At 55.4% G+C, this 13040-nt stretch carries 7 protein-coding genes and 1 tRNA gene; 6 read left to right on the top strand and 2 right to left on the bottom strand.

Annotated elements, in window-relative coordinates:
• The first annotated feature begins 494 nt into the window (after window positions 1-494).
• The 3 genes from SV7mr_RS16345 (at window position 495) to SV7mr_RS16335 (ending at window position 2967) form a co-directional block, all read left to right on the top strand.
• Window positions 495-1466, top strand: a complete 972-nt coding sequence (locus SV7mr_RS16345) for a formylglycine-generating enzyme family protein (protein ID WP_145274452.1) — start codon at window positions 495-497, stop codon at window positions 1464-1466.
• Between the two features lie 99 nt (window positions 1467-1565).
• Window positions 1566-1952 carry a diversity-generating retroelement protein Avd gene (avd, locus tag SV7mr_RS16340; protein ID WP_419187481.1) on the top strand — a complete coding sequence of 129 codons (387 nt, stop codon included), beginning with the start codon at window positions 1566-1568 and terminating at the stop codon, window positions 1950-1952.
• Entirely contained in the window at window positions 1927-2967 is a 1041-nt protein-coding gene (locus SV7mr_RS16335) for a reverse transcriptase/maturase family protein (protein ID WP_145274446.1), read from the top strand. The genes avd and SV7mr_RS16335 overlap by 26 nt, the downstream gene beginning before the upstream one ends.
• Window positions 2968-4283: 1316 nt before the next feature.
• Here SV7mr_RS16335 and SV7mr_RS16330 read toward each other — a convergent pair.
• Window positions 4284-4357 (bottom strand) — tRNA-Arg (locus SV7mr_RS16330).
• Window positions 4358-5281: 924 nt separating this feature from the next.
• Between SV7mr_RS16330 and SV7mr_RS16325 the strand changes: the two genes are divergently transcribed.
• The 3 genes from SV7mr_RS16325 to SV7mr_RS16315 all read left to right on the top strand — a co-directional run bounded on the left by SV7mr_RS16325 (window position 5282) and on the right by SV7mr_RS16315 (window position 8783).
• Window positions 5282-7024 carry a sensor histidine kinase gene (locus tag SV7mr_RS16325; protein WP_419187480.1) on the top strand — a complete coding sequence of 581 codons (1743 nt, stop codon included), beginning with the start codon at window positions 5282-5284 and terminating at the stop codon, window positions 7022-7024.
• A gap of 10 nt (window positions 7025-7034) precedes the next feature.
• Window positions 7035-8378: a sigma-54-dependent transcriptional regulator gene (locus SV7mr_RS16320; protein WP_145274441.1), complete on the top strand. Its 1344-nt coding sequence runs from the start codon at window positions 7035-7037 to the stop codon at window positions 8376-8378.
• A gap of 147 nt (window positions 8379-8525) precedes the next feature.
• Window positions 8526-8783 carry a hypothetical protein gene (locus tag SV7mr_RS16315; protein WP_145274438.1) on the top strand — a complete coding sequence of 86 codons (258 nt, stop codon included), beginning with the start codon at window positions 8526-8528 and terminating at the stop codon, window positions 8781-8783.
• A gap of 418 nt (window positions 8784-9201) precedes the next feature.
• Here SV7mr_RS16315 and SV7mr_RS25490 read toward each other — a convergent pair whose 3' ends face one another.
• Window positions 9202-12054 (bottom strand): hypothetical protein, encoded by a 2853-nt coding sequence (locus SV7mr_RS25490; RefSeq protein ID WP_419187479.1) that lies wholly within the window; start codon window positions 12052-12054, stop codon window positions 9202-9204.
• Window positions 12055-13040 lie beyond the last annotated feature (986 nt).

Here is a 13040-nt window from a genome sequence, read left to right as displayed (position 1 = left end):
ATCGGGCACTGAATTGTATGGTTTTGCTTCGCGGTGTCTTTTGATCGAAACTGAGCGACTTTGTCGCGGCGGGCCAAGACATTTTCCACTGCTTCGGGCATTAGTCTGTTTTCGTGAGTTGGATGTAGCAACTGAGCGGAATCTACGGATAATACGGATAATACGGACCTACAACACAACTTCGCGTTAGGACGTGTCTAAAGCTGAAATAATCGTAAGCGACGATTTCCTGTTTTTTGATAGGCCCACAGTCAAGCATATTCAGCGAACGATGCGAAGGCATTTGTTCTGGGTTATCCCGATGCGCTTTTTGATGTGTATAGGAATTTACTTCGCGGCAAAAGAGTTCCAAGTTCAAACAATACGAGGGTTAACTTGTGCGACAAAGAAAAACTGTTTCGAAGGATTTTATCGCTTGCGTGCGGCAATTAGCCTGTTACGACCTTCCGGGGTGGAAATCAAAGTTTCTCTTGATCAACCAAAGAGTCTCCATCATGCGACGCATCTCCATTGGACTACTGGCCTCTGCCGGCTTCTTGACGCTTCTCGTCACTCCGCAAGCCGATGCCGGTGTGATCACCTTTGGCAGTGGTGCCAACAAGTTCGAAATGACGTTCGTCGAGATCGGCAGTCCCGGCAACGCGGACGATTTGACGGGCTATCCGAGTCCCGCTGGCAAGGTCGAGTACACCTACCAGATGGGGAAGTATGAAGTCAGCGAAGACATGTTCACAAAGTTCAATGACTCACAATCGTTGACAATCACGACGGACACGCGCGGGCCGAACAAGCCAGTGACGTATGTGTCGTGGAATGAAGCGGCTCGATTTGTGAACTGGCTGAACACCAGCCAGGGATTTCAGGCGGCCTATAACTTCACCACCAGCGTCGTGAACAACAATATTGACGTGTGGAGTTCCGGCGAGGCTTGGCAACTGGGCGGTCAGAATCTTTACCGTCACAAGGACGCCCACTATTGGCTGCCGAGCTTGGACGAGTGGTACAAGGCGGCGTACTACAATCCGAATACAGGAGTGTATGGGGACTATCCCAGCTTGACTGGCAGTGTGCCGGCCGCCGTGTCCAGTGGCACGGCTGACAACACGGCGGTGTTCACCTTGGCGCAAGGCCCGGCGGACATCACTCAGGCAGGCGGGCTGAGTCCGTTTGGGATCATGGGTTTGGGGGGCAATGTGTCTGAATGGGAAGAAACGAGCGTTGACCTGAGCAACAGTACAGGTTCCTCGAATCGCGGGATCCGCGGCGGCTTCTGGGACGGCAACTCCGTCTTCTTGTCGTCGTCGTTCTGGGCCGACTCCGACCCGGCGGGCGGGTTCATCAGCGTCGGTTTTCGCGTCGCAAGTCTTTCCTCTCCCGCCACCGTGCCAGAGCCCGGTTCGCTGGTCGTGTGGAGCGCGATTTGTGTAGGCGGTTTGTGTTACCGAAGAAGGCGGGCGAGGAAATAACCCTTTTCTCTTTTTTCCTTTTATCCTTTTTCTTCGCCGCCGCAGGCGGCGCGCGATTTTGAAAATTGAAATGGTCGTTGGACGCGGGAACTGTGTGACGTGGCGAAGCCGACCGACCCACCGGTGGTTCTGATCAAGTGGTACGATTTCACGAAGTGGTTGCTGGATCGCGTTGATGGTTTCCCGAAGAATCAGCGATTCATTTTCGGGCAGCGACTAACGGATCACGCTTTGGACATTCTGGAATTGTTGGTGGAGGCGGCCTACAGTCGCCGCAAGTCGGACTTGTTAGCGACCGCCAACCGAAAGATCGAAATGCTCCGCTGGCTGTTACGGCTGGCCCAAGAGCGAAACCTGCTCAGCGGCAAGCAATATGAGTTCAGTTGCCGGGGCGTGACCGAATGCGGTCGAATGGTCGGCGGCTGGTGGAAGCAATCATCCAGCAAGGAAAGTGTCGGAGATGCACCGCCACAAACATCTGTTTGAGCAAGTTGTTTCGTTTGAGAATGTGCTGGCTGCCGCCCGTGAAGCCTTGCGAGGAAAACGTTGGCGTGAGCCCGGCGCATCGTTCTACGCAGATTTGGAGCGGCAGGTGGTCGATCTGCAAGCGGAACTATCGGGCGAGGTTTATCGTCCCGGCGAGTACCACTATTTCCGGATCCACGAACCAAAAGAGCGATTGGTGGCGGCCGCACCGTTTCGGGACCGAGTGGTGCATCATGCGATTGTGCGAGTCATCCAGCCCATTTTCGAGCGGCGATTCATTGAAGATTCGTACGCCAGTCGTCCCGGTAAGGGAACGCATGCGGCAATGCGTCGGGCCTCGCAATTCACCCGGCGATTTGATTACGCCCTCAAGTGCGATGTACAGAAGTACTTCCCCAGCATCGATCATGGCGTCCTGATGTCCTTGGTCAGTCGGGTGATCGGCGACGATCGTCTGTTGGTGCTGATCACGAAGGTGTTGGAGACGCATCACGACCGTGTGCGGCAGGAATGGTCCAGCGGCGGCGACTTGTTCGATGTGCGGCTCCACAAGTGTGGATTGCCGATTGGAAATCTGACGAGCCAATTCCTGGCGAATGTTTATTTAGACGCGCTCGACCACTTCGTGAAGCACGAACTGCGAGTGAAAGGCTACCTCCGCTACCTGGACGATTTCCTGCTTTTCGGTGATGATCGTCGGCGATTGAAAGAGCAGGGTCAGCGTGTCAAGGACAAGCTCGCATCGCTGCACTTGTGCATGCATCCCGACAAGTATCGTTTGCTGCACACTCGTAGCGGTGTCGACTTCGTCGGATTCGTAGTCCGCAGGGACGGTCGTATCCGGGTTCGAGCCGCAACGGCTCGTCGGTATCAGGCGAAATTCCGAGCCATGCGTTGGGAGGTGGGACAGGGGCGATTGCCCGCATCAACTTTGACCACGAGCGTGCGGGCGTGGGTGGCACATACAAAACATGCGCAAAGTGTGGGTCTACGTCGAGCGGTGTTGAGCCGCTGACGATAGGGAGGGGAATCGGGATCAAGGGTTCGTCGAATCGCGGGATCCGCGGCGGCAACTGGAACAACAACTCCAACAACTTGTCGTCGTCGAACCGGAACGACAACAACCCGGCGAACGAGAACAACAACAACGGTTTTCGCGTCGCAAGCCCCGGTACGGTGTGCGGTGGAAGCAGACTGTTTGGGCCAGAATCGTTGGGGTCGTCAAAACGGCTCCAGCGGCCGTGCCCACACAGGGACTACCCGATTCTCCAGCGCACCGGCGAATTTGCCGGTGGGCGAATAAGGTGGTGTGCGGCGGTGGCGAGTCGTTTCGATGAAAGGCGCGGCCGCACGGAATACGGGCGGGCCAACCGTCGTTGCTCGAAGGTTGGCCCGCTTTTTTTCGACCTTCATCTCGCCCTGTTTGCGGCCGCCTTTGCGCCCTTTTGTCTCGCGGCAGAGGAGCATCAGACCGGTTCCACCGCCAGATTCATACGCATAGACGCGGCTACCTCGTAAGCGCTATCGAGAGCTCGTGACAACTGTCACGCTGACCGAGGCTTGACACTCGCAGGATGTCTTGCAAATTGCCAAGGCACACCATCGCATATTCAACCACCACTCGTTCAAACAACCGCCAGTCGCCCCGACTTTTTTTCAAACAAACCCATCGTCGTTTTCGGCGGTGGGCTTGTTGCTTGGAATCGTAGCATTGCCCGTGATCACGCAAAGTCCAAACAGCGTTCTGTTTTTTCAGGGTTGAACGCACGACTTTGACACAAATCGTTGGCACGCCTCAGCTTGACATGGTTAGAACGGCGGCAGGCCGGTGCTTTCACAGAGGCACAAGGGCGCGACGGCAGCCATTGGCAGCTTGAACATCGGCTGCATCTTCGATGCTTCTTCATCCGCGAACGCGCGGAAGTTGCATCGGCCTACCAGATTTTGGCTTGCATCCAAGTCGCTTCGGTCCTTTCACCGCTGCACCATTTTTTGCGATTAAGTGTTCGACACTAAGGCTCGGATTTCGTTCAGAGTCACTCCATCACGGACGTGGGTTCGAATCTCACCCGCACCACTCAAACGCGACATCGCTAACTTATGCGGCCTAAAACAGGAGAGAGTCTGAGAGCGGGAGTGCCGGAGTTCGAACTTTGGCGGTAGTCAGCGGCCCGTGATCAAGAGTGGCGATCAACTCAGAGAGTCTCACTCAATCATTCATCGACGTAAGTCATTGCCAGAAAGTACGTTATAACGCGGCTTATCAACAGGCTTTGTGACCACAGTTGAGAGTCAACTTGTGGTGCATAGTCAAGCGGTGACCGGAGGAAGCACCCTTGGCAGGATTCGAACCTGCGACCGTTCGATTAGAAGTCGAATGCTCTATCCAGCTGAGCTACAAGGGCGTTTGGGGGGGCCAAGGATAAAGGATTGACGGGGGAATGCAATCACAAAAAAACCGCTTGCCGTGACCAAGGTAGAATCACGACAAGCGGAATATATCTCGCGATCAAAAAGATGATCTCGAGTGGGGAAGCTGACCCATAGTGTCAGCCCGCCGACCACGTCTACGGGTTGCTCCCCCGTTGGCTAGTACAGCAATAATCCACTTGATCACCTCCTTTTTAAACTTGGTTTGACGCCGCCGATCTCTTGCGCCAACAAGAGTGAAACCGGGGACGTTCGGAAGTAGTCCAACGCACCGCGTCAGTGCGAAACGACGTGGCAATTATCGAAACATTGCCCGAAAAAAGCAAGTAAATTTTGGCAGACTGGGGTGACTCCGCGGAATTCCAGGTCTGCGTAAGGCGGTCAGAAGGGGTGGAAAGGCCGGTTTTGGGGGAATTTCCGTTCCCAAGCGTGGGGTCCAAACTTTCCCGCCAGGGTTACTGTTTTCGGTCGATGTCGGTGAGCAATTGCCGTGCTCTCGCCAGCGTTTGGCCAGCGTGATTCGCTGGCCGGATAGACACTTGGGGCCGCCGCAGGTTCGCGCGCTGGAATCTGCCTGCAGCACCGCGACCACGCTTGGGACGCCGATCGTGAGAGCAATCGGCCATGAACTTCCAGCCATGAACTTCCAGCCATGAACTGCCAGTGGGCCATTGGTTGCCAGCTGGGCGATTCAATCACGTAACCGGCATTGCAAGCGGCCGATGGGCTGCGGAAACACTCGCATTTTCGCTCGACAAGGGGCTCAACACGCTCGCGGCGGCGCTTTGATCTGACCTTGCGATTCCGTGGGGGCAATGTCTATCGTCGTCAATGCGGCCGTTTTGGACGGTGCCGCGCAAGCACGTGCTAACAACAGATTGACAACGGACTGTAGTCTGATGATGGGAAGCTGGAAAATTCGGACCAAGATCATTGCAGGACTGATCGTTCTGGCAGTGGTGTTCTTCGTCTTGGTTGGTTGCAGCTTGTACCAGGTTCGCCGCGACCGCATTTTGACCAAAGAGTTTGAGCTGCTAAGTGCAGAGATCAAACACACCAGCGACTTGTATAGTTGGGCGCTGCGGCTCCGGTCGGCCACGGTCAGGCTTTCTACCAGTGAGCGGATCAGAAAGTCCAACGACACCTATGAACAAGTCTTTGGGATGCGCGATGAAATCGAAAATTCATTGCACAACCTTGAACTGGTCCATGTTCAGTTGCAGCGGACGGTCCAGGGAAGTCGTGAATTATCGGAGTTGCCAAACACGGCGGTTCTACGCGTCGAGCAAACGCAATCGCTCACGCGCTTCGGCCGAGAGCTGGAGCGGTATCGGCCCGCCTATGAGGACTTTGAGAGGACGGCGGATGTCTTCTTGGGAAAATCAGATGGTGACGAGGCGTCTTTCATCGCCGCTGATGAGCATGCGATCTTATTGGCCATCGCATTGGAACTTGAACAACAGGCGGGTAAGGAAATTCGTTTGCTGACGCATGGCGTGAATCAGTTCCTGGCAGGGATGACTCAGCAACAGCGGAACATGCGTTCGTCGATGGCATTCATCGGTGGTGTCGCATTGGTGCTCTTTGTCGGCATTGCTTGGTACTATTGGAACAATATTGCATCGCCGTTCAACACGCTGTCTGTGGGCGCCCAAACGATTGCCGACGGTCAGTGGAGTAACCAGATCATTTTGGAACACGACGACGAAATCGGTCGTTTGGCCAATACCGTGAACGACATCACAGGTCGGTTTCGTCAAGCACTGAAGGATCTGCAGCTGGCAAAAGAGCAGGCCGAGGAAGAGGTGCGGCTGCGATCACGTGAATTGATTCAAAACGAACGGCTGGCCAGCGTTGGATTTCTTGCCGCCGGGGTGGCTCATGAAGTCAACAACCCGATGGGCATCATCGCGTTTAGTGCCGAAATCATGGAAACGCATCTTGAAGACCTGCCCGAAGAACAGTTGAAACAGTTCGATCCAGCCTTCCTGGGCGAGCTTTCAGAGACCCTGGAGACCATTCAATCGGAGGCGTTTCGGGTCAAAGGCATTACCAAGCGGCTGTTGAACTTTGCTCAACTGGGCGATTCCTCGCGGAGCGATGTGGACTTGAAGGAACTGGTCTCCAACGTCGTTTCGATGGTCACCAAAGTGGGCCAGTACCGATGCAAAACAATCACCGTTCACGCCGATCAGCCCGTGCTGGCGCACTGCAATTCACAGGAAATCCAGCAGGTGTTGTTGAACCTGATTTCCAACGCCTTGGAATCGGTGGACAACGAGGGGAAAGTCGACGTGACTGCGCGTTACGACCGCGATCCGTTGACGGGTGTTCGCAGCGCCATGGTCTCGGTGGATGATGATGGTTGCGGGATGGACGCCGAAGTCATCAATCATCTCTTCGAGCCCTTCTTTACGCGCAAACGAGACAACAGCGGCACCGGCTTGGGGTTGAGTATCAGTTACCGAATCGTCTCCATGCACCATGGATCATTGACCCCGTTTAGCGAAGGTGAAGGCAAAGGTTCCAAAATGATCCTCCGATTGCCTGCGGCGGCTGATCAGCAACAACCGGTTCTTACCATCGGCAACAAGGCCGATTCGAAATCCTTGGAATGGAATGATGTCAGAAAAGCAGCCTAGATCTGAATCCATGCACATCCTGTTTGCGGACGATGAGCCCAAACTGCAGGAACTGATGCGGCAGCAGTTGGATCGCGCTGGACATAGCGTGGTCGTGTGCCCCAATGGCGAGTTGGCCGTTGAAGCGTTGGAGCACGAACCGTTTGATTGCTTGATCGTCGATCTGGACATGCCCGGCATGCATGGGTCCGAAGTCATGAAACGCGCTCGGGCGATTCAGCCTGAGATTCAAGTCATTGTGTTGACCGGCAAGCCCGATCTGCCCAGTGCCATGATCGCGATCGAAAACCAAGCGTTCGCGTTTATCGACAAACCCGTTCGGTTCAAGGAAGTCAAGGCACTGCTTAGCGGCGCCTATCATCAGCTTGATCGCTGGCGGAAGATGGCCGCCATGGAACATCGCTTGGAACAGGTTGAGGGTTCCAATGAGTTGATTGGCCAGAATGGAGCTTTTGAGCAGGTAAGGCAGGCGATCAGCAAAGTTGGCCCGACCAGCAGCACGGTGATGATTCGCGGCGAAACCGGATGCGGAAAGGAATTGGTCGCCAAGGCAGTGCATGAAAGCAGCTTGCGAGCCGACAAGCCGATGGTCTCGATCAACTGTGGAGCCCTGCCAGAGAACCTGATCGAAAGTGAGCTCTTTGGTCACGTCAAGGGAGCCTTCACGGGCGCCGACTCAGCCAGAGTGGGACTGTTTGAAGTCGCTGACGGTGGCACGATCTTTCTGGATGAGATCGGTGAGTTGCCACTCGCGATGCAAGCCAAGTTGCTGCGCGTGTTGGAAACCGGTGACATTCGGCGACTGGGAAGCAACCAGAGCAAGCGAGTTGACGTCCGCGTTGTCTGTGCGACGCACCGCGATCTGGAACAAATGGTCCATGACGAAGCGTTTCGCGAAGACTTGATGTTCCGCATCAATACTTTTGAAATTCATGTGCCCCCTCTGCGTGATCGGACAGACGATATCATGCCTTTGGCTCAGCACTTGCTGGTCAAAGTTCGCCCCGAAGCGGCCGGACAAGCATGCTTTACCGAGCGAGCGGAGGCGGAACTGAAGGCGCATCGCTGGCCTGGCAATGTGCGTGAACTCGCCAACGTGGTTGAGCATGCTTCGATTCTGTGTGACCAGTTTCCCATTGATGCTGAGCATTTGCCGCGACACTTTTCGCTTCGACAATTGCGTAGCCAAGTCCGCGATGAAGCTCCGATGACGCTGAAGGAAATGGAGATGCAGGCCATTCATCGTGCGTTGGAAAGACACAGTGGTGATAAGAAGGCGGCCGCAGAAGAGCTGGGCGTTAGCAGCAAGACGCTCTACAACAAACTGAATGCAGAAGCCAGTAAGGCCGCCTGATGGCTGTTGAATCTGGACGTTTAAGTGAATGAATGTGGCGGGATAACCTCACGCTGATTGGGGCTGACGGACAAGGGATGATTGACCGTCACGGCCTATCATTGGATTCGCAAGTATAGCTTTTTACTCAAATTGGATTTGGTAGTAATGTTTCGGTTTGTAATGATCCTTGTGGTTCTCGCTGGTTTGGCTTTCATGGCAAATTGGTTCACCATCAATCGAGATGAAGAGACCACGACGATTCAGATTGATCGCCAACAGATTCGCAGTGATCTTTCGAAGGCCGCTGAAAAGGGACGCAAGCTGATTGAAAAGCATCGCAAAGAAGGCGAACGCACCGTCGACGCGGGCAGTCAGCCCGTTGAGAATTCCGGTGGACGCTTTGAAGGCATTAACTGGGAGTAAACCGATCCCGTTCTAGCCCCACTGTTGTGCAAGGCCGGTTTCATTGGCCTTGTCTGATGGCCAGTGTTTGCAACTCACAGACGTGTCGTTCAATCACAGCACGTCGTCTGGGTCTCGGATTGGCAACAGAATCGATGTTTCAACGCCGGACCACCGCCGCCCTGAAAAGGGAGAGAGAGAGGCGGTGGTCGTGACGCTGTTCCGGCTGTCGCATGCACACCCAGAGCGATCAGCGAATCGATTTTGAAAAGAGCATTGAGCTGGCAGGGTTTGACAAACGCAGTAAGTCAAGCCAGGCCATGTGAAGGATTCCCAGGAACGAATCCTTCACGTTCAATCTTCCCCAGGCACACTTTCTGGGACGCATCCCCAGTCCACTGGCCAAATGGGATTGGCCAAATGGGACTGGCCTGCTGGGCTATCGCAGCGTTTGGCTGTCGCTGTTTTCGCTCGAGTCAGCAACTTTGGCAGCCGCTTGTGCTTGCCGCTGGATGTCGTCGACCAAGAACTTCGAGGCGTCAATCACGTTGTCCAGCAACTCCTGATAGGGTTGCAATTGATTTTCTGTGCTGACGACAGGCTCTTGTGCGGTGACGATCGCGTCTGCTGCGGGGGCAGTAGACGTCACTTCAGTCGCTGGCTCCACATCGGCGGTTGCGATGCGTTGCTCGTCATCAGCTAACTCTTGCACCATCACGGGCTGGGGAGCAGGCTTGGCAGCGGGTGCAGGCAGCTTGGTCGCGATCTCCGTCAGCACGTCCTGGGTGACGGTGGTGTAACGATCTGACAACTGAACGATGGCAGCACCCAAATTCTCGGCGTCGGAGAGTTCTTGAACCCAAGGGTTGTCTTGGGCCAACAAGTCAGCTTGCCAGAGCCAGTGGTCCAGCAGGCAGTCAGCCGATCCCACCAAAGACTGAGGCAGCGGGGGAGTGTCCGCGGCGTCAGCGATTTGCAAGACAGCGGCAGGCTCTGCTGTGACGGGTTGCTCTTCGGTCGCCCCGCTTTCGGTCGCAGCGATCGCGTCGTTGTGCTCAGCTTTCAGCACCGTCAGTGCCCGCGGCTGAGGTTCTTGGTGGAAAACGCTCCAGCCCGGTTGGCGAATGACCCAGCAGGAGTCAATGGTCCAAGGGCGATCGGGATTGATGAGGCGGTCGATCGCAGTGATGGGTGCCGCGGTCTCGGTGCTTTCGGGCTCGATTGCTTCAGGCTCGATTGCTTCAGGCTCGATTGCTTCAGGCTCGATTGCTTCAGGCTCGATTGCTTCAGGCTCGATTGCTTCAGGCTCGATTGCTTCGGGCTCGATTGCTTCAGGCTCGATTGCTTCAGGCTCGATTGCTTCGGGCTCGGTAGCTTCGGGCTCGGTAGCTTCGGGCTCGGTGTCTGCTGGCGTGCTAGTCTGTTCCGGCATCGCTTGAACATCCGAGTCAGCTGGTTGCGTGGTGTCCAGCTGGGCGATGGTGGCCTCTGGTTCGGAAGCACTGGCAACATCGTAAGGTTGGTACTCTTCTTCGATGGTTGCGATCACAGCAGAGCTGCCCACTAGGTCCGCTGCGGTGGGAGCGTCTTGTTCCGGCTGAGATTTAGCAGGCTGTTCGACGGTGGCCAGGGCATCGCTTGATTCGGCTGGGCTGACCGGATCGGCCTCAGCGACGGCATCTTGGTAGATCGCTGCCAGAGGCTCGCTCAGTTCGATCCAGGACATGGTGCCGGGAGTCGAGGCCACGGCCAGTGAAGCGAGCCATTCGTTGAACTCGTCCGAAGTTCTGCTGACGACGGCAGGAGTTTCGTCAATCACCGAGTGATCGGTCGCGGTTTCGCTGTCGGCTCGTTCATCGCTGACGACGACTTCGTCTAGCAGAATCGGAAGCGTTCCCTCAGCGGTAACTGGACCTTGCACCACCTGTTGGATTAGGTCGCTGTTGTCCGCGAGTTCCGCTTGTTCGGCATCCGACGCTTGCATTGCAGGCGGGGTGATCACGACGTCGTCGACTTGGTCAAAGGAGTCGTCATCGGTGGCCGTGATCTCTTGTTCAGCAGTGACGTCTTCTGCGGTGATGCTTGGGGCTGCTTCCGTTGCGTCAGCCGATTCGGCCAGGACAGAGTGTCCGGCTTCGTCAAGATTTGCCATCGCTGGGTCAGCATCAAGATCGGCGTCGGACAGAGTGGGCTCTTCGAACACCACGTCGATTTCCGCTTCAGTCGTCTCGGCTTGAGCGATTTCAACGTCAGCGACTTCGGTTTCGACGGTTTCAGTTTCAACGGCGACAGCGTCGATGGGAGCTTCGTCTAGAGCGACTTCAGTGACGTTGGTTTCCGCGTCCAGGCTGGCTTCGGCGGCACGTTGGGTTGCCATGTCAACACTTGGAGTGTCGCTAATCATGGGGCTGTTGTTGGTTTGCCCGTTGACGGCCAGTTCGCCATTGACGCTCAGTTGGACGTCATCAACCGGTGTGCAAACCGTCGGAGCGTTTGCAACGGTGATCTCCGGTTCGGCGATTGGTGATTCCGGGTTCCACGGTTCGGCGACGAGGTCTTCTTGATAGTAGCGATCTTCATCGTAGTACTGATTGTCGTAGTACTCATCGTCGTCGTACGCGTCTCTGTAGTATTGGTCATCGACGGCGTCAATTGCCAGGTCATCGACCCGTTCAGCTTGGTCGGTGCTGGCGACGGCTTCGTTGGGAGCAAATTCCTCGGCGGCTTCCGCGTCGGCCACTTCGGTGTCCATGGCTGAGTCTTCGACGGCGGCAACAGCGGTGCTTTCGTCGGCGACTGCTGAGCCGAGTTCGGCGTCGTCCGCTTGAAGGACTCCGGCAGTCTTGTCTTGGTCTGTCGCTTCGGTGGTCGTGTTGACTCCGGGGACAGAAGCCAAGACGTTCTTGAGCCAATTGTCGTAGTTGCAGGTGGTGATGCGTAGTTCGTCGTTCTTGGTGATCGAGACCAGAGGCATGCTGACCGTACCGAATAGTTCGGCTTGCTTTACAACCATGACCGAGGGGGCGGTCTTGTTGTTGGCGTCCGATTGCTTTGCTGTCAGAGCGTTCGGCTTTTCGTCGGTCGATGTGATTTGGGGAGGGGGGGTGTTCGAAGCAGCATTGAGTTGCTCTTCGACCGTCCAGCCGCACCAATGAACACTGTCATGGCTGGCTAGTTCAATGTGTGGCTCGCTGGCATTAAGAGGGGATGTCAGTGATGTGCCAGAAGCTGCGATCAGCAAATACAGTGCAATGCGTTTAGCGCGTTTCCTGAGTGAGCTGGGGATTGTCATCGTGACAAAACTCCTTGCAATAGAATGCTTCATCGCTGGGAGGGATCTTCCTGATCACAATGTCTTCACTGGTTCGGGCGTTGGATTTGCAAGCCGTCTGATAACAGACCGAGTTGCAAAACCGGTTCCTTAGCAGGTGCATTGTCAGACGATAGCGTGTGAAGAATCTCTGTGTGCCGAGAGACTCAGTTGGCTGTGTCGTCCGCTGGAATCCATTCGCAATTGAAGCGGGGTGATATGGGCGGGTAGGGCTCAGCATTGAACCCTTCTGTCATGGTCGAGTCCTGCGACCAAGGTCTCGCAATTCCCAGTCCGTTAAATTGGGTCGGTTGCGTGACATAAGCAGCTATCGGACTTTCTATTGTTTACGTTTTCAAAAGCGGTGGACAAAACCTTGGGAATTGCCCAAAGCAGTCCGGTTGTAGCGGCCACCCCTATCAGTCTTGTTATGCACATCGCGGTGTGCTGAAGGGTTCTTTGGCAAACGCGATTGCCTTGGTGTCCAACGATTAGAGCGAGGTTGAGTGGCAGCGATGAAACTCTTTGAATCGCAGGGAAATTGCGGTTTTATTGGGTTCTATTGTCAATCAACGCTTTGCGGGAGTCGCTTGGAAGGGACATTCGGATTGGCCAGTGGCGTCTGACACAGTTATTGTGATGGAGACTCCATTGCTGCACCTGATGATGTTTGTTGGCAACAACATTTGATGCTCCTGACGAACCGTTGGCTGATGCGTCCTGTTTGTCAGCTCCATCACGCTGGACCATCAGCATCAACTTGGTCAGTTGCGTTGGTTCTTCGCGTCGGGGTGTCTGGCAGTCATCGTTAATGCCACGGCATCGCGTTGGCTGTTTGGCAACGGAGTCTCTGAGCGGCAGGCAGGCCGTGATCAGACCGTGATCGAGCGGTTACGAGAATGATTCTTACAACCACGACAAAGACGTCGTGTCTTGCCCAGGGATGGCGCATCCAGATTGCATTGGCC

The sequence above is a fragment of the Stieleria bergensis genome, assembly GCA_007745635.1.
Taxonomy (GTDB): domain Bacteria; phylum Planctomycetota; class Planctomycetia; order Pirellulales; family Pirellulaceae; genus Stieleria; species Stieleria bergensis.
This window is presented reverse-complemented; position numbering and strand designations above follow the sequence as displayed.